21 protein-coding genes and 1 tRNA gene are annotated in these 21,811 nt (G+C 68.7%); 12 read left to right on the forward strand and 10 right to left on the reverse strand.

The genetic code is table 11. From position 1 onward, the window contains the following. The first annotated feature begins 14 nt into the window (after positions 1-14). Positions 15-683, forward strand: a complete 669-nt coding sequence (locus CRP45_RS19780) for a TetR/AcrR family transcriptional regulator (RefSeq protein ID WP_097246320.1) — start codon at positions 15-17, stop codon at positions 681-683. A 324-nt stretch (positions 684-1,007) separates the two neighbouring features. On the opposite strand, the gene CRP45_RS19785 is transcribed toward CRP45_RS19780, so the two are convergent. Together CRP45_RS19785 and CRP45_RS19790 are read right to left on the reverse strand one after the other, a co-directional pair. After that, positions 1,008-1,775 (reverse strand): SDR family NAD(P)-dependent oxidoreductase, encoded by a 768-nt coding sequence (locus CRP45_RS19785; protein WP_067786394.1) that lies wholly within the window; start codon positions 1,773-1,775, stop codon positions 1,008-1,010. A gap of 483 nt (positions 1,776-2,258) precedes the next feature. After that, positions 2,259-2,341 (reverse strand) — tRNA-Leu (locus CRP45_RS19790). A gap of 236 nt (positions 2,342-2,577) precedes the next feature. Between CRP45_RS19790 and CRP45_RS19795 the strand changes: the two genes are divergently transcribed. The 8 genes from CRP45_RS19795 (at position 2,578) to CRP45_RS19830 (ending at position 13,097) form a co-directional block, all read left to right on the forward strand. Beyond that, on the forward strand, positions 2,578-3,993 hold the full coding sequence (locus CRP45_RS19795; protein ID WP_097246321.1) for an FHA domain-containing protein: 1,416 nt from the start codon (positions 2,578-2,580) through the stop codon (positions 3,991-3,993). 204 nt (positions 3,994-4,197) lie between these two features. Further along, positions 4,198-4,665 carry an FHA domain-containing protein FhaB/FipA gene (locus CRP45_RS19800; protein ID WP_067786390.1) on the forward strand — a complete coding sequence of 156 codons (468 nt, stop codon included), beginning with the start codon at positions 4,198-4,200 and terminating at the stop codon, positions 4,663-4,665. After that, positions 4,662-6,164, forward strand: a complete 1,503-nt coding sequence (locus CRP45_RS19805) for a PP2C family protein-serine/threonine phosphatase (RefSeq protein ID WP_097246322.1) — start codon at positions 4,662-4,664, stop codon at positions 6,162-6,164. Before CRP45_RS19800 ends, CRP45_RS19805 begins: the two co-directional genes overlap by 4 nt. After that, positions 6,164-7,636, forward strand: a complete 1,473-nt coding sequence (locus CRP45_RS19810; protein ID WP_097246323.1) for an FtsW/RodA/SpoVE family cell cycle protein — start codon at positions 6,164-6,166, stop codon at positions 7,634-7,636. The genes CRP45_RS19805 and CRP45_RS19810 overlap by 1 nt, the downstream gene beginning before the upstream one ends. Then, positions 7,633-9,099: a peptidoglycan D,D-transpeptidase FtsI family protein gene (locus CRP45_RS19815; RefSeq protein ID WP_097246324.1), complete on the forward strand. Its 1,467-nt coding sequence runs from the start codon at positions 7,633-7,635 to the stop codon at positions 9,097-9,099. The genes CRP45_RS19810 and CRP45_RS19815 overlap by 4 nt, the downstream gene beginning before the upstream one ends. A 37-nt stretch (positions 9,100-9,136) precedes the next feature. Next, positions 9,137-10,645: a protein kinase domain-containing protein gene (locus CRP45_RS19820; RefSeq protein ID WP_097246325.1), complete on the forward strand. Its 1,509-nt coding sequence runs from the start codon at positions 9,137-9,139 to the stop codon at positions 10,643-10,645. Continuing rightward, on the forward strand, positions 10,642-12,546 hold the full coding sequence (pknB, locus tag CRP45_RS19825; protein WP_097246326.1) for a Stk1 family PASTA domain-containing Ser/Thr kinase: 1,905 nt from the start codon (positions 10,642-10,644) through the stop codon (positions 12,544-12,546). Before CRP45_RS19820 ends, pknB begins: the two co-directional genes overlap by 4 nt. Positions 12,547-12,677: 131 nt before the next feature. Continuing rightward, positions 12,678-13,097, forward strand: a complete 420-nt coding sequence (locus CRP45_RS19830; RefSeq protein ID WP_067786378.1) for a CBS domain-containing protein — start codon at positions 12,678-12,680, stop codon at positions 13,095-13,097. A gap of 111 nt (positions 13,098-13,208) precedes the next feature. On the opposite strand, the gene CRP45_RS19835 is transcribed toward CRP45_RS19830, so the two are convergent. The 3 genes from CRP45_RS19835 to CRP45_RS19845 are packed head-to-tail and all read right to left on the reverse strand — an operon-like array spanning position 13,209 to position 15,043. Then, positions 13,209-13,682: a deaminase gene (locus CRP45_RS19835; RefSeq protein ID WP_245910252.1), complete on the reverse strand. Its 474-nt coding sequence runs from the start codon at positions 13,680-13,682 to the stop codon at positions 13,209-13,211. A 30-nt stretch (positions 13,683-13,712) separates the two neighbouring features. Next, a complete protein-coding gene (locus tag CRP45_RS19840) occupies positions 13,713-14,402 on the reverse strand; it encodes a RibD family protein (RefSeq protein WP_097246327.1) in 690 nt (229 codons plus the stop codon). Beyond that, the gene (locus CRP45_RS19845; RefSeq protein ID WP_097246328.1) at positions 14,399-15,043 is read right to left on the reverse strand and encodes an aminodeoxychorismate/anthranilate synthase component II; all 645 of its coding nucleotides are present in this window, start codon (positions 15,041-15,043) and stop codon (positions 14,399-14,401) included. The genes CRP45_RS19840 and CRP45_RS19845 overlap by 4 nt, the downstream gene beginning before the upstream one ends. Positions 15,044-15,241: 198 nt before the next feature. Here CRP45_RS19845 and crgA point away from each other — a divergent pair, with 198 nt between their 5' ends. Both crgA and CRP45_RS19855 read left to right on the forward strand, forming a co-directional pair. Continuing rightward, positions 15,242-15,505: a cell division protein CrgA gene (crgA, locus tag CRP45_RS19850; RefSeq protein WP_067786371.1), complete on the forward strand. Its 264-nt coding sequence runs from the start codon at positions 15,242-15,244 to the stop codon at positions 15,503-15,505. Between the two features lie 91 nt (positions 15,506-15,596). After that, on the forward strand, positions 15,597-16,061 hold the full coding sequence (locus CRP45_RS19855; protein WP_067786369.1) for a PH domain-containing protein: 465 nt from the start codon (positions 15,597-15,599) through the stop codon (positions 16,059-16,061). 260 nt (positions 16,062-16,321) lie between these two features. Here CRP45_RS19855 and CRP45_RS19860 read toward each other — a convergent pair whose 3' ends face one another. Then, complete coding sequence (locus CRP45_RS19860) at positions 16,322-17,191, reverse strand: rhomboid family intramembrane serine protease (protein WP_097246329.1); 870 nt, start codon at positions 17,189-17,191, stop codon at positions 16,322-16,324. A 4-nt stretch (positions 17,192-17,195) separates the two neighbouring features. Continuing rightward, the gene (locus CRP45_RS19865) at positions 17,196-17,723 is read right to left on the reverse strand and encodes a peptidylprolyl isomerase (RefSeq protein ID WP_067786429.1); all 528 of its coding nucleotides are present in this window, start codon (positions 17,721-17,723) and stop codon (positions 17,196-17,198) included. A gap of 169 nt (positions 17,724-17,892) precedes the next feature. Here CRP45_RS19865 and CRP45_RS19870 point away from each other — a divergent pair, with 169 nt between their 5' ends. Beyond that, positions 17,893-18,105 (forward strand): hypothetical protein, encoded by a 213-nt coding sequence (locus tag CRP45_RS19870; protein ID WP_097246330.1) that lies wholly within the window; start codon positions 17,893-17,895, stop codon positions 18,103-18,105. A 6-nt stretch (positions 18,106-18,111) separates the two neighbouring features. On the opposite strand, the gene CRP45_RS19875 is transcribed toward CRP45_RS19870, so the two are convergent. From CRP45_RS19875 to CRP45_RS19885, 3 genes are all read right to left on the reverse strand, one after another. Further along, the gene (locus tag CRP45_RS19875) at positions 18,112-18,930 is read right to left on the reverse strand and encodes an ABC transporter permease (RefSeq protein WP_067786427.1); all 819 of its coding nucleotides are present in this window, start codon (positions 18,928-18,930) and stop codon (positions 18,112-18,114) included. A 35-nt stretch (positions 18,931-18,965) separates the two neighbouring features. Beyond that, positions 18,966-20,018 carry an ATP-binding cassette domain-containing protein gene (locus tag CRP45_RS19880; protein ID WP_067786362.1) on the reverse strand — a complete coding sequence of 351 codons (1,053 nt, stop codon included), beginning with the start codon at positions 20,016-20,018 and terminating at the stop codon, positions 18,966-18,968. An 830-nt stretch (positions 20,019-20,848) separates the two neighbouring features. Next, the gene (locus tag CRP45_RS19885; RefSeq protein ID WP_097246331.1) at positions 20,849-21,775 is read right to left on the reverse strand and encodes an acyl-CoA dehydrogenase family protein; all 927 of its coding nucleotides are present in this window, start codon (positions 21,773-21,775) and stop codon (positions 20,849-20,851) included. Positions 21,776-21,811: the final 36 nt, after the last annotated feature.

The raw sequence follows: 21,811 nt of genomic DNA on the forward strand, positions 1-21,811 counted from the left end.
TCAACATCGAGGAGATGACGAGATCCGAGCGAGAAGGGCCCTATCACCACGGTGACCTGCGCAATGCCCTGGTGCGCGCGGCCGCCGAACTCGCCGAGACCGGCGGACCAGAGGCGGTCACCGTGCGGGCCGCCGCGCGCCGGGTCGGCGTCACGCCCACCGCCGCCTATCGGCACTTCACCAATCACGAGCAGTTGCTCGGCGCCGCGCAGGAGCAGGCGCAGCAGAGCCTGTTCGACGCGATGGCCGAGACCATCAAGACATTTCCGCCCGACGCCGACGCGGTGACCCGCCTGTTCGCGGTCGGGCGCGGCTATATCGTCTTCGCGCTGCGCGAACCCGGCCTGTTCCGCACGGCGTTCTGCAACAGCGAGCAAGAGAGCTCGGAGAACTGGAACTCCCCCGCCTTCGACCTGCTCTCTGAGCTGCTCGATGAACTCGTCGAGATCGGCTTCACCGATCCCGAGCACCGGCCGGACGCCGAATTCGCGGCATGGTCGGCGGTGCACGGCATCGCGTCGCTGCTCATCGAGCGGGCCCTGCCCGAGCAGGATCCCGAGGTGCGGGATCTGGCGATCGCGCGTGCCCTGGCGGTCGTCGAGCGCGGACTCGCGACCGGCCCGAAGGCCGCTGAGATCCGCGGCGGTACGCGGCACACGGCGATGCCGGAAGCGGCGGGCTGAGCACCGCGCCGCACACAACCTGTGGATAAACGCGCGTAGGTCGTTGTGAGCGGGCGCGGTTCCGTGTTCCCACCGGGATATCCACAGGCAGCGCCTGCGGTCGGCGGTTCGAGAATATTCGATCTACCAGCAGAAATGTGGCGTGCCGCCGGTGTGGACTACGCACTCACGCTGGCGCGCAAGGACTTTCACAGGCGACGGTTCGAGTTGTCCACAGCCCGCCCACATCGCCTGCGCCGCACACGTTTTCCACAGGAAGGCCGGGGATATCCACAGGTTGTCAGCTGACCCACAAACGCCGGCAGTGCGCCCCGGGGAACTCGCTCACATGAGCGCGCCGCCGTCGATGCGGATCTCGGTGCCGGTCATGTAGCGACCGTCGTCGGAGGCGACCATCGCGACAACGCCCGCGATGTCCTCCGGCGTGCCGAGCGCGCCGCCGTTGAGCCACCCGGTCAGCCGTGCGAACAGGCTGTAGTCCACACCTTCCGGCTGGTCCAGGATCGACTTGGTGGTGATGCCGCTGGTGATGCCCGCGGGCACGATGTTCACCGCGCGCAACCCCTGCTTGGCGTACTCGAGCGCGATCGAATGCGTGAACGCGCTGACGCCGCCCTTCGACGCGGCGTACGCCGCGAGATAGGGAGCCGCGCTGTAGGCCGCGGTCGAGGACAGATTGACCACCACCCCGTGCCCGGACTCCACCAGCGCGGGCAGCGCGGCCTGCGTCATCAGGAAGGTCCCGGTCAGGTTGACCGTGATGACCTGATTCCACGCGTCCAACGGCATCTCATGCGTCCGCGCGGGCCGCAGAATCCCCGCCGCGTTCACCAGCACGTCCAGCCCGCCGAGAAACTCGAGCGCCGCCGCCGTCCCCGCCCGCACCGACTCCACATCGGCGATGTTCACCTCGACGGCCCGAAACCGCTCCCCCGCCTCCCCCGCCTTCTCCGCGGTGACATCCAACCCCGCCCGATCGATGTCCACCCCCACCAACTGCGCCCCCTCGTCGAGCAGCCGCAGGGCGATCCCCTGCCCGATCCCCGACCCAGCTCCGGTGACGACAACCCGACGACCCTCGTATCTACGCATGCCCAAAATTAGAACAGGTTCCTACAAGGAATCAACCCATCCCACCACCATATTTCCGGTCGAACCCCCTGCAACCGGTTCCAAAACCACACGAGCCCCACGCACGCCCGCGACGCACACATATAGATAAGGCCATCCACCTCGACCCCACCCGCGAGCACCACGAAGCAACGCACTCGTTCAGCGCCGAGGACTCGCCGCGCCAATCCTGCGGGAACACTGACCAACGGCCGAAGCCCCACCACAAAGCAGCGGCCACCAGATCCAAAGCCCTGCCCTACTCGGCACCCATCGAGTCGAGCCGCTCCGGCTACCAAAGCCCCACTCGGCACCTACCAAATAGCGCCCACTCGGCACCTACCAAACGGGGGGCTAGGGGGCAGAGCCCCCAGGCGGGGTGTGGGGGTTGCACCCCCACAAAACACACAGAAACGAGAAGAGGCTCATGCTCTCAGTGAGCATGAGCCTCTTATCGAGTTGACGTGGGCGAAGGGGGACTTGAACCCCCACGTCCCGAAGGACACTGGCACCTGAAGCCAGCGCGTCTGCCATTCCGCCACTCGCCCGAGCGACTCCGGAACACTATCACGCGGCCGGTCGAGAAACGAAATCGGCTGCTCAGTGGGGCTTGTGATGCCTAATGGGCATCAGGGGAACCTCCTGGGATTTCCAAGAGTTACAGGTGTGGAGGATCGTGGATATCATGCAATGAACGTGTTCGTCGGACGACACGCCATGCGCGTGTGTCGTTGTTATGAAGCTGGGAATGACATAGGAAGACGCTCACCGAAGGGAGGCCGAGATGGGCATCGTTTCGCGGTTCGAGCGTCGCCTGCAGGGCGCCGTCGGTGATGTGTTCGCCCGGGTCTTCGGGGGCAGCGTCGTGCCCCAGGAGGTGGAGGCGGCGCTGCAGCAAGAGGCCGCCGATCACGTCCAGGACGTGGGCGGTGGTCACCTGCTGGCTCCGAACAGCTATGTGATCACCATCAACTCTTCCGACCACCAGCAACTGGACGCCGATCACGACCTCACGACCCGCGCGTTCGCCAAGCACCTCCAGGACTACATCCGCGATCAAGGGTGGCAGACCTATGGCGAAGTACACGTAGCGTTCGAGGCATCACCTACGCTGCACACCGGACAGTTCAGGGCGAGCGGCCGCGTCGATCCGGACGTCGGCCGTCGAGCTGCACCCGCTCGAAGCCCGGAACCCACGCCACAACGACCTGCAAACCCGCAACCAGGAGCTGGCCCCATGACGCAGAACTCTGGCTACGACCCGAGCCGTGAGCCCGCGGAGTCCGATCCACGCAATCGCGGGTACGCACCTCCGCCAAGCGGGCGGGCCGGTGGTCCCCAGAACGGTGCGTACCGCGACGAGTACGGGCGCGGCGCCGCGCCTTATGGCGCCTCGGAATACCAGGCGCCGGATTCGCAGCAGGCATACGGCGATTACCAGAACGGCTACGACTACCAGCAGGGCGGCCAGGGTTACGGCCAGCAGGGCGGTTACGCCGATCAGGGGTACGGCCAGCAGGGCTACGGCGAGCGCGGCGGCTACGGCCAGCAAGGTTTCGGCGACCAGGGCTATGGCGCGCAGGGCTACCAGGAGCCCGGCTACGGCCAGCAGGGCGCCGGCTACGGCGAACCGGGTTACGGTCAGCAGGGCTACGGCCAGCAGCAGGGCTACGGTGACCAGGGCTACGCCGACCAGAACTACGGCCAGCAGGGCTACGCGGGCCAGCAGGGTTACGGCCAGCAGGGCTACGCGGAGCCCGGTTACGGCGAGCCGGGTTACGCCGACCAGAGCTACGGTTCCGAGGAGCAGGCGGGCTACGGCCAGGCCTACTCGCAACAGTCCGGCTACGGCGGCCAGCAGGCGGGTTACGCCGCGCCGTCGTACAGCGGTGGCGCCGCCGCCGCGGGCTCCGGGTACTCGGCCACCCTCCAGTTGGACGACGGCAGCGGCCGCACCTACCAGCTTCGCGAGGGCAGCAACATCATCGGCCGAGGTCAGGACGCGCACTTCCGGCTGCCGGACACCGGTGTCTCGCGCCGCCACATCGAGGTCCGCTGGGACGGCCAGACCGCTATGCTGTCCGACCTCGGGTCGACGAACGGCACGCTGGTCAACGGCTCCCCGGTCCAGGATTGGCAGCTCGCGGACGGTGATGTGATCCGCGCCGGGCATTCCGAGATCCTCATCCGTATCGTCTGATCCCGTAAGCTCGCGGTGCAGGTCACGACATGGCTCTCACGGTTTGGTCGGTCGTATCGTGATCGGAATCGACTGACAGCCCTATGATGCTGCCAACGCGCGCGGCCCCGAAACCGGGGCCGGCAAGCCCGGCAGGCCGTGGGGGTGGGTCGAACCGCACCTACGGCACCGACATACCTACGGTCGAACAGGAGGTGGAACGCCGTGCAGGGACTGATCCTGCAATTGACCCGTGCGGGGTTCCTGCTGCTGTTGTGGCTGTTCGTGTGGGCGGTCCTGCGGACCTTGCGCAGCGACATCTACGCGGCATCCGGCATACGGATCCAGCCCAGGGCCGCACGCGGTTCCGCGGTGCTGCCTTCCTTCAGCCGAGGCCAGAAGGGCGCCAAATATCTTGTGGTGACTCAAGGTTCACTCGCCGGCACTCGCATCTCACTCGGCACCCAACCGGTGCTGATCGGGCGTGCGGACGATTCGACGCTGGTGCTCACCGATGATTACGCCTCCACCCGACACGCGCGACTGTCCCCGCGCGGTGACGACTGGTACGTCGAAGACCTCGGCTCGACCAACGGCACCTACCTGGACCGTGCGAAAGTCACCACCGCCGTGCGGGTTCCGCTCGGCACTCCCGTCCGTGTCGGCAAAACAGTGATCGAGCTCCGATCGTGACACTCGTTCTCCGCTACGCAGCGCGCAGCGACCGCGGTCTGGTCCGAGGCAACAACGAAGATTCCGTCTACGCGGGCGCCCGCCTGCTCGCACTGGCCGACGGCATGGGCGGACACGCGGCGGGTGAGGTCGCGTCGCAGTTGATGATCGCCGCGCTGGCGCATCTCGACGACGACGAGCCCGGCGACGATCTGCTCGGCAAGCTCGACGCGGCGACGCGGGCGGGCAACGCCGCCATCGCCGATCAGGTCGAGGAGGAGCCCGAGCTCGACGGCATGGGCACCACGCTCACCGCGATCCTGTTCGCGGGCAAGAAACTCGGGCTGGTGCACATCGGCGATTCGCGCGCCTATCTGTTGCGCGGCGGCGAGCTGGCGCAGATCACCCGCGACGACACCTTCGTCCAGTCGCTGGTCGACGAGGGCCGGATCACGCCCGAGCAGGCGCACACCCACCCGCAACGTTCGCTGATCATGCGCGCCCTCACCGGCAACGAGATCGAGCCGACGCTGATCATGCGCGAGGCCCGTGCGGGCGATCGCTACCTGCTGTGCTCGGACGGTCTTTCGGACGTGGTGAGCGACGAGACCATCGCCAACACCATGCGCGAGGGCAGCACCGACGAGTGCGCCGACCGACTCATCGAACTCGCGCTGCGCAGCGGCGGTCCCGACAACGTGACCGTGGTGGTGGCCGACGTCATCGATCTGGACTACGGCCAGAGCCACCCGATCGTCGCGGGCGCCGCCTCCGGTCAGGACGAGGACACTCCGCCGCCGAACACCGCCGCTGGTCGCGCCGCGGCCATGCGTCCGCCGCGCGCCGCACCGCCGCGCCGGGCCGCCGCACCGGAACCGCCGCCGCCGAGCAAGTCGCATCGGCTGCGCTGGATCATGCTCGCGGTCGCCTTGGTGGTCGCCGTCGCCGTCGGTCTGCTGGTCGGCTACAAGATGATCCGCAACAACTACTACGTGGGCGCGGACAACGGCCAGGTCGTGATCATGCGCGGGCTGCCCGGTTCGGTGCTCGGGTATTCGATCCACGACGTGGACACGGTCGGCTGCGTCGACCGTGGTGGCGACCTGACCATCGTCAAGTCCGGATCGGATCTGCCGTCCGGCTGCCGCCAGCTGCGGGTCAGCGATCTCGAGCAGACCGGTCGCGACAAGGTCAACGCGGGCCTGCCGCCCGGTTCCCTCGGCAAGGCCGAGGAACAGATGCGGCTGCTCGCCCAGCAGGAGCTGTTGCCGCCGTGCCCGGCGCGGGAAACGACCCAGCCGCCGCAGCCCGGCGTGCCGCAGCCCGGTGTCGTGCCGCCCGGCGAGCCCGCGCCGGGTCCGGTCGCGCCGGCCCCTGCGCCGAACCCCGCACCGACCACCGACCCGGGTGACACCAGGGGCACCGACGCGGCGACACCCACGAAGGTGGAGCAGGCGCCGACGACGACCCCGGCGCCGAACCCCCAGATCTCGGGGGAGAACTGCCGGGTGACGGACTGATGTCCGCACCGGCACCACCGTCCGCGGGGGCCTTCCCGAGTCCCCCGGGCGGGTTCGCTCCAGCACCGCCTCCGTCCACCAGACGCAACGCCGAACTGCTTCTGCTCGGGTTCGCCGCGCTGATCACGACCGTCTCGCTCTTCCTCGTCGAGGCCAGCCAGGAACAGTCGGTCACCTGGGACATCGCCAAGTACGGCCTCGCTTTCCTCGCCCTCTTCGGCATCGCGCACTTGGCCGTGCGCCGGTTCGCGCCGTTCGCCGACCCGCTGCTGCTGCCGATCGTCGCGCTGCTCAACGGTCTGGGCTTGGTGCTCATCCACCGCCTCGATCTCGGCGCGGCGCAGAACGCGGAATTCAACTCCGACCCGATCCCCTCCCCCGACGCCAACCAGCAGATCCTGTGGACCGCGCTCGGCATGGTCGTCTTCGTCACGCTGCTGATCGTGCTGCGCGACTACCGCACGCTGGCCCGCTACAGCTACACGCTCGGCCTGGTCGGGCTGGTCGCGCTGATGATTCCCGCCCTGCTGCCCAGCGCGTACTCGGAGACCAACGGCTCCAAGATCTGGATCAGGCTGCCCGGCTTCAGCGTGCAGCCCGGCGAGTTCGCCAAGATCCTGCTGATCATCTTCTTCGCCTCGGTGCTCGTCGCCAAGCGCGACCTGTTCACCACCGCCGGACGGCACATGCTCGGCATGGAGTTCCCGCGCGCCCGCGACCTCGGCCCGATCCTGGTGGTCTGGGTGGTGTGCATCGCGGTGCTCGTCTTCGAGAAGGACCTCGGCACCTCGCTGCTGATCTTCAGCACGGTGCTTGTGATGCTCTACATCGCGACCGAGCGGGTCGGCTGGCTGATCATCGGCGGCAGCCTGCTCGTCATCGGGTTCGTCTTCGCCTACCAGGCGTTCAGCCACGTGCGGGTGCGCACCAACACCTGGCTCGACCCGTTCGCGGATTACCACAACACCGGTTACCAGATCTCGCAGTCGCTGTTCGGCCTGGCCACCGGCGGGCTCGCGGGCACCGGCCTCGGCAGCGGACGGCCGAACCAGGTGCCGTTCGCCAACACCGACTTCATCGTCACCACCATCGGTGAGGAGCTCGGCCTGATCGGGCTCACCGCGGTGCTGATCCTGTTCCTCGTCTTCGTGATGCGCGGCCTGCGCACCGCCCTCGCCGTGCGCGACAGCTTCGGCAAGCTGCTGGCGGCCGGGCTCTCGTTCACCATCGCCGTCCAGCTGTTCGTCGTGGTCGGCGGCGTCACCAAGCTGATCCCGCTGACCGGTCTGACCACACCGTTCATGTCGTACGGCGGTTCCTCGCTCTTGGCCAACTACGCGTTGCTCGCGCTGCTGATCAAGGTCTCCGACGCGGCCCGCGCACCGGCGCCTGCGCGCAAGAAGGACCCGGCGCCGATCGCGGACGCACCGACCGAGCTGCTGCGCCGCTCGGAATCGAGGCCGCAGGAATGAACACTCCCCTACGGCGGGTCGCGGTCGCGGTGATGGTGATGGTCGTCGCGCTGCTGGCCAACGCCACCTACATACAGGTCATCAAGGCCGACGACTATCGAAGCGATCCGCGCAACTCGCGCGTGCTGCTCGACGAGTACTCGCGCCAGCGCGGCCAGATCTCGGCGGGCGGCACGGTACTGGCCAACTCGGTCGAGACCGACGACCGCTACAAGTACCTGCGCACCTACCCGACCGACCCGGAGGCGTACGCGCCGGCGACCGGCTTCTACTCGATCCAGTACGGAAGCGCCGGACTCGAGCGCTCCGAAGACCAGGTGCTCAACGGCTCGGACAGCCAGCTGTTCGGTCGCCGCCTCATCGATCTGGTCTCGGGCCGCGATCCGCGCGGCGGCAACGTGCTGACCACCTTGAACCCGGTGATGCAGCAGGTCGCCTACGAGCAGCTCACCGCAAAGGGTTACACCGGCTCGGTGGTGGCCATCGAGCCGAGCACCGGCAAGATCCTGACCATGGTGTCCACCCCGAGCTACGACCCGAACCTGCTGGCCGGGCACGACGGCGCCGCGACCACGCGGGCGTGGGAGTCGCTGAGCCGTGATCCGGACCAGCCGATGCTGAACCGGGCCGTCTCGCAGACCTACCCGCCTGGCTCGACGTTCAAGGTGGTGGTCACCGCGGCCGCGCTGGCCAACGGCGTCGCGACGCCGGACGACCAGTTCACCGCCGCGCCCAACATCACCCTGCCAGGAACGAGCACCACGCTGGAGAACTACAACGGCTCGAACTGCGGGTCCGGCCCGACGGCCTCGTTGACCGAGGCGTTCCGGCTGTCCTGCAACACCGCGTTCGTCGAGCTCGGCATCAAGGTGGGCGCGGCGAACCTGAAGGACGAGGCCGCCGCGTTCGGCATCGGCCCACACCGCGGCATCCCGATCCCGGTGGCGGAGAGCACGGTCGGCACCATCGCCGACAACGCCGCGCTCGGCCAGAGCAGCATCGGCCAGCGCGATGTGGCGCTCACCCCCCTGGACAACGCGGTGATCGCCGCGACCATCGCCAACGGCGGGGTTCGGATGGAGCCGTACCTGGTCGACGCGACGCAGGGACCGGATCTGAGCGTGTTGTCCAAGACGAAGCCGGTCTCCGTCGGACAGGCGGTGAGCGCCCAGGTAGCGTCTCAGCTGACCTCCTTGATGGTCGCCTCCGAGGAGAACACCGTCGGATCACGCCAGTCCCGATACACGATCGCGTCCAAGACCGGAACCGCCGAGCACGGCAGCGACCCGCGCAATACGCCGCCGCATGCCTGGTACATCGCCTTCGCGCCCGCGCAGAACCCCAAGATCGCCATCGCGGTGATCGTGGAGAACGGCGGGGATCGGGCGCTGGCAGCCACCGGCGGTTCGGTGGCCGCACCCATTGCCAGGGCCGTGCTCGACGCCGGTCTGCAGGGGGGCTGAACGATATGAACGAGCGAGTTGAAGTTCGGGGGCCCCGATGCTGAACAACGGTGCGATGATCGCCGATCGCTACCGCCTGCAACGTCTGATCGCCACCGGCGGCATGGGTCAGGTGTGGGAGGCGCTGGACACCCGCCTGGACCGCCGGGTCGCGGTGAAGGTGCTCAAGGCGGAGTTCTCCGCCGACCCGACCTTCCGGCACCGGTTCCGCACGGAGGCCAAGACCACCGCGCAGCTGAACCACTCCGGGATCGCGGGCATCTACGACTACGGCGAGACCTACGACCCGAGCGCGGGCGAGACCGCCTACCTGGTCATGGAGCTGGTGCAGGGCGAGCCGCTCAACACCGTGCTCAACCGCATGGGCAGGCTCTCGGTGCTCCAGGGCCTCGACATGCTCGAACAGACCGGCCGCGCGCTCGACGTCGCCCATGCCGCCGGCGTGGTGCACCGGGACGTCAAGCCGGGCAACATCCTGGTGACGCCGACCGGTCAGGTGAAGATCACCGACTTCGGCATCGCCAAGGCGGTCGACGCGAGCCCGGTGACCAAGACCGGCATGGTGATGGGCACCGCGCAGTACATCGCGCCGGAGCAGGCCGTCGGCGAGGACGCGACCGCCGCCAGTGACGTGTACTCGCTCGGCGTCGTCGGTTACGAGGCGCTGGCCGGGCAGCGGCCGTTCACCGGCGACGGCGCGATCACCGTGGCGATGAAGCACGTCCGCGAGAATCCGCCGCCGATGCCGGAGGATCTGCCGCCCAACGTCCGCGAGCTCATCGAGATCACGATGGCCAAGGACCCGAACATGCGCTACGCCACCGGCGGCGAGTTCGCCGACGCGGTGGCCGCGGTGCGCGCGGGTCACCGTCCGCCGCCGCCGCTGAGCGCGGGTTCGGCCGCCGGGCCGCTCACCGCGGGCGCCACCCGGGTGCTGCCGCCCGGCCCGACGGTCATCCTGCCCGCGGGTCAGGCCGACGGGGCGACCGTGCGGTACAGCACGCCCGCGGCCGCCGCCATCGGCGGCGCGGCGGCGAGCGGGCCCGCGACCATGATGAACCCGGGCGGATCGAACGATCAGCCGCCCGGCAAGAGGCCGTGGACGACGACGCAGAAGGCGCTGGCCGGTCTCGGCGCAGGCGCGGTGCTGCTCGGCGGCGCGGCGATCTGGCTGCTGTTCGGCGGCGACACCAACCCGGATCCGGTGCGCGACCCGGTCACCTCGTCGGTGGCACCGCCGCCCGCGCAGATCACCACGACGGTGCCGCAGACCACCACCAGGTTCGTGCCGCCCCCGCCGCCGGTCACGTCCGACGAGCCGACGCCGACCACCACCGAGCCGCCGACGGCGACTCCGGAACCCACGACGACGGCGCCGCCGAGCACTACGGCGCCGACCACGACGAAGACGACCAAGACGACGAGTCCGACCACCACCCGCACCCTGTTCCCGACTTTCGACTTACCATTTCCGGAGAATCCCGGTGCCTCGGGTCCCGGTAACACTCGCAGCGCGCCCGCTACTCCTTCACAAGGACAACGATGACGACCCCGAAGAATCTCTCTTCCCGCTACGAGCTGGGCGAGATCATCGGCTTCGGCGGTATGTCGGAGGTCCACAAGGCGCGCGATCTGCGGTTGAGCCGGGATGTGGCGATCAAGGTGCTGCGCGCCGATCTGGCCCGCGACCCCACGTTCTACCTGCGCTTCAAGCGTGAGGCGCAGAACGCCGCCGCACTGAACCATCCGGCCATCGTCGCGGTCTACGACACCGGCGAGGCCGAGGTGGACGGCGGTCCGCTGCCCTACATCGTGATGGAGTACGTGGACGGCGAGACGCTGCGCGACATCGTGCGCGGCAAGGGTCCGCTGCCGCCGCGGCGCGCGATGGAGATCATCGCGGACGTCTGTGCCGCACTGGATTTCAGCCACAAGGCCGGGATCGTGCACCGCGACATGAAGCCCGCGAACATCATGATCAACCGGGCGGGCGCGGTGAAGGTGATGGACTTCGGCATCGCCCGCGCGCTGGCCGACAGCTCCAACCCGATGACCCAGACCGCGGCCGTCATCGGTACCGCGCAATACCTTTCGCCGGAGCAGGCCCGCGGCGAGACCGTCGACGCCCGCTCGGACGTGTACTCGGTGGGCTGCGTGCTCTTCGAGATCCTCACGGGCGAACCGCCTTTCACCGGTGACTCACCGATCGCCGTCGCCTATCAGCACGTGCGCGAGGATCCTCGGCTTCCCTCGCACGTGCACGCGAGCGTGCCGCGCGAGCTGGATTCCGTTGTGCTCAAGGCGATGAGCAAGAACCCGGCCAACCGGTACCAGACCGCCGCCGAGATGCGCGCGGATCTGATCCGGGTGCTCGGCGGCCAGAAGCCGAGCGCGCCCATGGTGATGACCGACGAGGATCGCACCACCGTCTTCGGCAACACCGAGCCGGCGCCGCGCAGCTTCCGCACCGTCGAACGCAACGACGACACCGCCGAGCAGGAGCCCGCCGACCCGGGCGACTCGCGCCGCACCGCCTACCTCGCGCTCGGCGCGGCCGCCGCGCTCGCCGTGGTGTTCGGGCTGTTCTGGGTGCTGATCGGTCCGGGAAGCAAGCCGGACCAGGTGGCCGTGCCCGATCTGTCGAACAAGTCGCAGTCGCAGGCGCAGGACGCGCTGGAGAAGCTCGGCTTCACGGTGGCCATCCACCAGAAGGCGGACAGCAAGGTGGCCGACGGCAACGTCATCGCGACGCAGCCGCTCGGCGGTTCCCGCATCGACAAAGGCAGCACGGTGACGCTGCAGGTCTCCAGCGGGCCCGACCAGGTGCAGGTACCGCGGTTGGACGGACTGACGGTGCAGCAGGCCGAGCAGGAGCTCAACGCCCTCGGCTTGCGGATGGATCCGAACGTGGTGCGCAAGGAGTCCAGCGCACAGGATCTGGACAAGGTGATCGGCACCGAGCCTTCGGCGGGTGCGCGGGTCGACGTGGACCAGGCGATCGTGGTCTGGCTCGGCAAGGGGCCGGAGAAGGTCCGGGTGCCGAGCCTGGTCGGGCAGGACATCAGCGTGGCCCAGCCGAACCTGGTGGACAGTGCCGGTTTCAAGATCGTCATCGAGGAGGTGCAGTCCCCGCGGCCCAAGGGCGAGGTCATCGGAACGAGCCCGGCGGGCGGCACCAACGCCGACAAGGGCTCGACGGTGACCGTCCGGGTGTCCAGCGGCGACATCAGCATGCCGAGCCTGGTCGGCCTCACGCCGTCCCAGGCGGTGGAGAAGCTGCGCCAGAGCGGCTGGACCGGCAGCACCAGCCAGATCAACCAGAACACCACCGGCACCTTCGACGCGGGCAGCGTCGGCCGCATCATCAGTCAGCAGCCGTCGCCCGGTTCGTCGATCTCCAACAACGGCACGATCACCATCACCACCGGAGTGCTCGGTCCGCCGTGATGCCGAGGCCGGCCTGACCCGAGCCCGGCCCGATCGTTATCGGAAAGAGGCGACCGGTCGGTGTGATCGGCGCGAGAATTGTGGCTGCTCCATCCGAACCCAGCAATCAGCATGGAACAGGAGGCAGCCCCATGACCACTGCCAGGGACATCATGAAGCCCGGCGCTCAGTGGATTTCCAAGGACGAGACGGTCGGCAAGGCGGCGCGCATGATGGCCGAGCTCGGCGTCGGATCCCTCGTCATCGCGGACGAGAACGAACGGATGTGCGGCATCATCACCGACCGCGACATCGTGGTGAAATGCGTGGCGCAGGGCCGCGCACCGGCCAACACCCGCGCGGCCGAATTGTGCGAGGCGACCCCGCGGTGGATCGCGGCCGACGCCGATGTCGAGGAAGTGCTCGAGGAGATGGAGAGCCATCGCATCAAGCGCATGCCGGTGATCGACAACAAGAAGCTGATCGGCATGATCAGCGAGGCCGATCTGGCCAGGCACCTCGACGACAACCAGCTCAGCGAATTCGTGACGGCGGTCTACGGCAGGCCGTGACCAGGTAGCTGCCTCAGCGGAGGCGGAAGTGCGCCCGTCGTCCGGAGCCGCAGACTTCCGGGCGGCGGGTTCGGAAAACCCGTCTGACTCACCAACGGCACGGTGCTGTTGTCACGACAGATCCAGGTGCCGATTCATCGACATCGCCTCGTCGGCCAGATCCGGCAGTTCGACCACCTCGACGCCGTGCTGCCGTAGTTTCTCCACGCCGACGCAGTTCACCACGAAGGTCGTCGGCTCCCGCCAGGCGATGACGACACGCTCGATCCCGGCGCGCAGGATGCGATCGGTGCACGGCGGCCTGCTCGCCGTCGCGCGCTGCGAACACGGCTCGAGTGTGCTGTAGATCGTCGCCCGCGCCAGCCGCGGATCGTCGGCGGACAGCTTGTTCAGCGCGGATTCCTCGGCGTGCACCTTTTCGTCGGTCTCCCGCGAGTAGCCCGTCGCGATCTCCGCGCCGTCGGCGACGACGACCGCGCCGACCGAGAACGCGGTGTCGCTCGGCGGGCACTGGCGCGCGAGTTCGATCGCTCGGCGCATGAAGCGGCGGTCGGCCTCGGACCGATCGGTGTGGTCGGCGTTCACGACACAGCTCCGTTCATGACCGAGCTCCGTTCACGAGGCGGCTCCGCTCCCTGGACGGAGGAGGTAGCGCAGCACGGCCATATCGCCGACCCTCTCGACCCCGGCGAGCGTCCTGCGGCGGGTCGAACCGCCGGGGAATCGAGCGTCGGCGAGGAACCTGGGCGCGGCCGAATCGCCGACAACGATCGGCGCGACCGCCAAGTGCAGTTCATCTGCCAGATCCGCCGCCAGGAACGCCGTGTGCATCCCGGTGCCGCCCTCGACCATCAGACGGCCGACACCGCGGCGGCCGAGATCGTCCAGCAGCGCCCCGAAGTCGAGCTCCACGCCGAGCGCGACCACGTCGGCGATGCCGACCAGCCGATCGGCGAGCCGCGCCGCGCCGGACTCGGTCGTGTAGACGACCTTCGCCCCGCCGTGGTGCCAGAAGTTGAGCTCACGGTCCAGATCGCCGCGCGCGGTGACGGTGACCTTGAGCGGGAACTCCGGCTTGCCCGCCGCCACCCGCGCCGCCCGGCGCTCGGCACTGTTGACCAGCAGCCGGGGATTGTCGCGGCGTAGCGTCTCGGCCCCGACCAGGATCGCGTCGGACTCGGCGCGTACCCGGTCGACGCGGTCGAAATCCGCCGGGTCGGAGAGCAACAGCCGCTCCGGACCGGCGTCATCGATGTAGCCGTCCAGGCTGACCGCCACCGACAGCAGCACGTACGGCCTGGTCACTGCAACACCAGTGCCGCGACCTCCGCCTCGAGCATCTCCACCAGACCCTCGGCGGGCCGCTCGCCGCAGACCTCGAGCCAGTTCGCCAGCATCCGGTGCCCGCCCTGGGTGAGCACCGATTCGGGATGGAACTGCACGCCGTGGATCGGCAGGGTGCGGTGCCGCATGGCCATCACGATCCCGGATTCGGTGCGGCCGAGCACCTCGATGTCCTCGGGCAGGGTGTCCTCGAGCACGGTGAGCGAGTGGTACCTGGTCGCGGTGAACGGATCGGGCAGACCGGCGAGCACGCCGGCGCCGACGTGGAACACCGAGCTGGTCTTGCCGTGCAGCAGTTCGGGCGCCCTGGTGACGGTCGCGCCGAAGGCCTCGCCGATCGCCTGGTGCCCGAGGCAGACGCCGAGCAGCGGCGTGCTGCTTCGGGCGCAGGCGTGCACGAGGTCGATGCTCGCACCCGCCCGATCGGGCGTACCGGGGCCGGGACTGATCAGAATGCCGTCGTAATCGGCGGCCACGGCGTCCACGTCGGCGAGCTGCGGATCGTCGTTGCGCCAGACCTCGGCCTCGGCCCCGAGCTGGCCCAGGTACTGCACCAGATTGAAGACGAAGCTGTCGTAATTGTCGACGACCAGTACACGCATGGTTCGAGATTACGTGGCGACGCGGGAGGCCGTCGCATCCATTACCAGTTGGGATAGCCTAGGGAGAACACCGGAGGGCCTCCGAGCCTCGCCCGGCCCGTTCGCGCTGTCGCCGGAACGGCCGCGGCGAAGTCGCTCGGCAGACAGTCAACTGAATCAGCCGCCGGTACCGACCTGAACGCCGAATACGAGGACGTCATGCCCAAGTCGAAGGTCCGTAAGAAGACCGACTACACGATCAACCCCGCCAGCCGGACCCCGGTGAAGGTGAAGGCGGGCCCGTCGCCGGTCTGGTACGTAACGATCATGCTCGGCTTCATGCTGGCCGGTCTGGTGTGGCTGCTGGTCTACTACCTGGCCGCCGAGCAGATCAGCTGGATGAACGACCTCAACGCCTGGAACTTCCTGATCGGCTTCGGGCTCATGGTCGTCGGCCTGATCATGACCATGCGGTGGCGCTGATCCACCTCCTTCGGGATTACAGACGTGTCATTCATGCACACCTGTGGATGACCCTGTGGACAACTCGAGGACCGATTGGGGAGAGTGCCGCGTGAACCCTGAATCCCCCTCTGTGGAACCGCGTCTCGCGTGGACCACGCCGACCCCCGCGCTCGTCGCGGTGGCCGTCGGCGGTGTGATCCTCGCGGGTGCGGCGATCTTCGCAGCGGATGCCGCGAGTCGGCTGCTCATCGGGTTGGCCGCGGCGGGTCTGCTCGCCCTGGCCGGGCTCGGTTTTCGGCAGCGACCGCGCCTGTCCATCCATACCGGCGCCGATCCGCGCCTGGTGGTGCGCGGTCTGCTCGGACCTGCCGAGTACCGGCCCGAGCAAATCGTCAAGGCGCGGGTGGTGAGCTACCGCCGCCTCGGGCGCAAGTCGCCGATGCTCGAGATCGATGTCGAGCACGAGGGCCAGGAGCGGCTGTTGATCTTCGGCCGTTGGGATCTCGGCACCGCGCCGCAGGACGTCTTCGAAGCGCTCGTCGCGCACCGGCTCGCGTACCTGCCCTCGGATTAGGCGTACCTCCGCCTTCGCTCCGGCCATGCGCGGTCTGTGGACGGACTACGTCCGACTGCGCCCTTTCTGCGTACCTCCGCCTTCGCTCCGGCCATGCGCGGTCTGTGGACGGACTACGTCCGACTGCGCCCTTTCTGCGTACCTCCGCATTCGCTCCGGCCATACGCGGAGGTCGGATGCACTCTCGCCGACAGCGGCTCGGCGCACACGATCAGACCTGCGGCAGCGGATGTTTCACGTGAAGCGAGCCGAAAACGGACTCAGGACACCATCGCCGCCGCGACGCCGATGACCGCGAGCGAGACGGCGCCGACCGCGCCGATGGCGGCCCACCCGATGGTGCGAGCCGACTCGGGGCTCTTCGCGCGCACCCACTGCGGCAGGAACAGCACGCCCATCGTCGCCAGCGTGCCCGCGACGAGTCCGCCGAGGTGCACCCACAGCGACACGCCTGGCAGCGAGAGGCTGAGCAGCACGTTGATCGCGATGATCACCAGGATCTGGGTGGCGTTCATCCGCAGCCGGATCAACAGCACCGCGACCGCGCCGAACATCCCGTACACCGCGCCGGACGCGCCCGCCCCGATCGTGTTCACCGGCTCGAGCAGCATGCCGCCCGCCGAGCCGCCGACCAACGCGACCATATAGATGGCGAGCATCCGTGCCCGCCCGAGGAACGGCTCCAATTGGATGCCGACGATGTAGAGCGCGAACATGTTCAGCGCCAGGTGCAGCGGCCCCCAGTGCAGGAAGCCTGAGCCGATCACCCGGAACCACTCGCCGTCGGCCACCAACCGAGGGACCAGCGCCCAGCGCAGGAACAGGCTGGACCGGTAGTTGTCGGCCAGGCTGCTCGCCTGGACCGCGGTGATCGCGTAGAACAGCACGTTCAAAGCGATCAACCCGTAGGTCACGAGCGGGGCGGTCGAGGTGGCGACCGGCGCGCCCGCGACCGTGCGGACCGGACGGACCTGGGTGCCCGCCGCACGCACGCAGTCGACGCAGCGCTGCCCGACCGCGGCGGGCCGCAGGCAGTCCGGGCAGGCGGGCCGCCCGCAGCGAGTGCACGCCAGGCCGGTCGGTCGATTCGGATGGCGGGCGCACGTCGGTGCGGGCGGCTGAGGATTCATCGCTTCAATCGATCGTGATGGTGGAGATACGGACGGGCTCTTTGGGACGGTCGTTGCGATCGGTCGGCGTCGCCGCGATGGCGTCGACGACCTTGCGCGAATCCGGGTCGACGACCTCGCCGAAGATCGTGTACTTGCGATTCAGGTGCGGCTGCGGGCTCACCGTGATGAAGAACTGCGAGCCGCTGGTGCGGGCGCCGACGTTCGCCATGGCCAGCAGGTAGCCGCGGTCGAAGCGCAGCTCGGGGTGGAATTCGGCGGCGATGTCGTAGCCGGGGCCGCCGCGACCGGTGTCACCGGGATCGCCGCCCTGGATCATGAAGCCGTCGATCACCCGGTGGAAGGCGGTGCCGTCGTAGAACGGGCCGGTGGTGCCTCCGCTCGCGTTCTCGGTGGTGTACGCCGCCGAGCCGTCGATCAGCCCGAGGAAGTTCCGCACCGTCTTCGGCGCGTGATATCCGAAGAGCGCGAGCTTGATATCGCCGTGGTCCGTGCAGAGCGTCACACCGGCGGTCTGAATCGGTGAGGTCACGACCGCCATGCTAGATCAGCGCCGCAGGACGAAGCCCGTAGCCGCGCGTGGCCGCAGCGATGGCGGAGGTACGCCGGGCGATCCGGCGCACCGCCCGGGCGGGCTCGGGGCGCGTCGAGACCGGTCGGCACTTACTGCGCTATTCACCCGGCTGTGCCAAAGTGGTCGAATGAGCTTGGGGCGTCTACGCGTATCCGCACGTTCTCGTAACCGGCTGATCGCCGGGGGTCTCGCCGCGCTGGCGGGCGGCGTGGCCTGGCTGGTCCGCAGCAAGCGACCGCTGCCGCCGCAGCCCGCGCCGGAGCCGCCGCGCATCGGCTACTCCCGAAACGGCTCCGCGCCGACCCCCGTCGCGGGAGCCGGCGCGGACAACAGCCGCTGACCTCGGTCAGCGGCTGACCGTGCGCTTGTACTGGCGCAGGGCCAGCGGCACGAACACCACTAGGATCACGACCACCCAGATCAGCGTGGTCGCCACCGGATGCTGCATCGACCAGGCGTCCGAGACCGGCACCATCGGGCTGGTGTTGCCGAACAACTCGCGGGTCGCCTGGGTCAGCGCGGAGACCGGGTTCCACTCGGCGAACACCTTCAACACGGTCGGCAGGTTTTCCATCGGCACGAAGGTGTTGGCCAGGAAGGTCAGCGGGAACATGACCATGAAGCTGGCGTTGTTGAACACCTCGGGCGCCCGCACCAGCAAACCGACGACGGCCATGATCCAGGACACCGCGTAGGCGAACAGCAGCAGCAGGACGTAGGCGAGCACCGCGTCGAAGAACGAGCCGCGGATCCGCCAGCCGACGAGCAGACCGGTCAGCGACATGACCACCAGGCTGACCACGTTGATCACCACATCGCTGACGGTCCGGCCGACCAACACAGCCGACGACGCCATCGGCAACGAGCGGAACCGGTCGATGATGCCCTTCTGCATGTCCTCCGCGAGACCCGCGCCGGTGAACGAGGAACCGAACACCACGGTCTGCGCGAAGATGCCCGCGATCAGGAACTCGCGGTAGCCGCCCTCCATGCCGGGCACCTGGATCGCGTTCCCGAACACGTACGCGAAGAGCAGCACGAACATGATCGGCGACAGCGTCGAGAAGATCAGCACGTCGGGCACGCGCTTGATCTTGATGACGTTGCGCTTGGCGATGGTCACGCTGTCGCTGACCACGATGGAGAGGCGTTCGCCGAGACCCATGCTGGGCGGGGCCTCCACAACTGTCGTCGTCGCGGTCATCGGGACTTTCCTTCCGTAGCTTCGAGTCGTTCGGCGGCTTTCGCTCCGCCGGAGCCGTTCGCCGCTGCGTCTCCCGCACGCTTGTCCACGGCATCGCCGCCGACGAGTTCCTCGGCCTCGTGCCCGGTGAGCGTCAGGAACACGTCGTCGAGCGACGGACGACGCAGGCCGACATCGTGCACCTGCACGTCGCTGGCCGCGAGCAGGCCGATCGCGTCGACGAGCGCCTGGGAACCGTTGCTGACCGGCACCGTGATCCGGCGCAGACCTGGTTCGAGGTGGATCTCCCCGTCGGCGAGGCCCTTCAGCGCCTGCTGCGCGATGGCGAGCTTGTCCACGTGGTCGACGGTGAGTTCGACGCGATCGCCGCCGACCAGCGTCTTCAGCTCGTCGGCGGTGCCGCGCGCGATGACCTTGCCGTGGTCGATGACGGCGATCGAGTCGGCGAGCCGGTCGGCCTCTTCCATGTACTGGGTGGTGAGCAGCAGCGTGGTGCCGCCCGCGACCAGCTCCTCGATGACGTCCCAGAGGTCCAGCCTGGCCCTCGGGTCCAGACCGGTGGTCGGCTCGTCGAGGAAAAGCACCGGCGGGTTGGCCACCAGCGCGCCCGCCAGGTCGAGCCTGCGGCGCATGCCGCCGGAGTAGCCGCGGACCGGCCGATCGGCCGCGTCGCTGAGCCGGAAGCGTTCCAGCAGTTCGCGGGCGCGCTCCTTACTGCGCTGCACGCCCATGTGATAGAGCCTGCCCACCATCTCGAGGTTCTCGAAGCCGGTGAGGTATTCGTCGACGGCGGCGTACTGGCCCGACGCACCGATCCTGGACCGCAGGGCCTGCGGATTCCGCAGGACATCGATGCCCGCCACGGTCGCCCGGCCCGCGTCGGGAACGAGCAGGGTGGTGAGCACCCGGACCGTGGTGGTCTTGCCCGCGCCGTTGGGGCCGAGCAGGGCGGTGACGGTGCCCTCCGGCACCGTCAGGTCGAGTCCATCGAGGGCAACCAGCTGGCCGTAGCGTTTGACCAGACCCTCGGCGACTATTGCGTCGGGCATGATTCTCCTGACGTTCGTGAATTCTCGATGTCGAATGACGTTCGACGCCTCCCGCCCGGGCGTCGAGGCGTTGTCAACGGATCGGACGACCGACCGATACGGGGGTCAGTATTGTCCTGACTCCGGTTGTGCGCATCCCCTTTGTTCGGGGGCCGCTCACCTCGGGCCGGACGGCGAAAGGCCGCATCCCGGTCCAGGCGGTGCTCGGGGGTACCGGAACGGGATGCGACCGGTTCGATGGTCCCGCGCGCGACCCAGCCGGGTCGCGGGTAGGCGACTACCCGTTTCCCGCGCGCGCGGTACTCACGCCGCGCCGTTCCGCACGCGGCGGCCGCCGTACCGGTTCCAGTGACCACCGGCACATACTCGCACCGGGGTACGACAGATTTCGGCGGCCGCCCGACATGCCCAGACCGCCGCGACACGCGACAAACCCGGCAGAATCAAGCCCGCTCGCGGGTCGGCGGAGGGATTCGCGCCACACTGAGACCACTCGGAATGTTTCCGCTCGGAACCGCTTTTCGCGCCGCCGCTCCGGAATCGTCCTGGAATGGGCTGCACCGCAACGTATTTGACAAACACCAGGTCACGGACCTGTCGCACGACTCGCACGGGGCGCGCGGTCGACGCCGCGACCGAGCAATCGCACCGCGTGCCGCCGTGCCAAATTTCTTCGAAAGTGGCTACCCCCATGCGCACACAATCCCAAATCTTCGCGTAGGATCAGTCACGTCGGCCCCTCCCCCCCGGGCCGACCTTACGCGGGCCTCGGCTAACTCCCCCCCTTCGCCGAGGCCCGCTCCCCATTTCCGGACCCTTTTCGCTCGCCTTCAGTCGGTGCTCTCGGTGTCGAAGCCGACCGCGCGCCAGGCGGTTGCCAGCCGCTGCGCCCGCACCCGGCCGGCTGTGCCGAACAGCGGGCGATCCCGCTCCCAACGGTCCCGCGCGACCGGATCCGCGGTCCGCCAGAGCGGCGCGAGCTCGTCGACCACCCGGCCGAACTCCTCGAAGACGCCGCCGAGCGCGACGTGCGCACCGGGCGATCCCGGCCGGTCCAGATCCAACCCGCGCACCGCCGCCACCAGCGCGAGCAGTTGCTGAAGCACGGGGCGCGGCCAGGACGACTCGCGCGCGACGCGCACCAACCAGCCGAGCGCGGCGGCGAGCACGTGCACGTCCTCGATGGTGCGGAACGGCTTGAGGAAATCGGTGTAGCCGTCGCCCGGAAGCACGGTCGCGGGCGCGTCGGTGAAAGTGACGGTGGCGTGCGGAATCTCGGGTGCGAACGGCGCGGCGGGCAGATCCGTCACCGCGACGCCCGGCGCCGAGGTCTCGACGAGGGCGGCCCGCAGGATGTTTCGGCCGTCGTCGGCGACGCCCGCGCTGGCGACGACGAGGAGTTTGCGCGCCAGACTGCCCAGCGTGGTGAATGTCTTGGTGCCGTTGATCGTCGCCGCGCCGTCGCGCTCGGTCAGCACGGTGCGGATGGCCGAGGGATGCGCGCCGCCCGCCTCGGTGGCCGAGACCGCGACGGCGTCCTCGGCAGGCAACTCAGGCAGCAGGGCGCGCAGCGCCTCCTGGTAGCCGGAGAGGAAAGCGAAGCCGAGCCGGTCGGCCGCGAAACCGCCCGCGATCGCGGCATCCACCGGCGACGCGAAACGGGCCGCGACCGCGCGGTGCCCGGCCCAGGCGGCCGTCACGGAGTCGACCGGTGCGCCGGGCGGTTCGGTCAGGAGATAGTCGAGCACAGAATCCACTCCTGCACGCTAGCCCGATCGAAGGCCGCGTCCGAC

This window comes from Nocardia amikacinitolerans, assembly GCF_900215415.1.
Lineage (GTDB): Bacteria > Actinomycetota > Actinomycetes > Mycobacteriales > Mycobacteriaceae > Nocardia > Nocardia amikacinitolerans.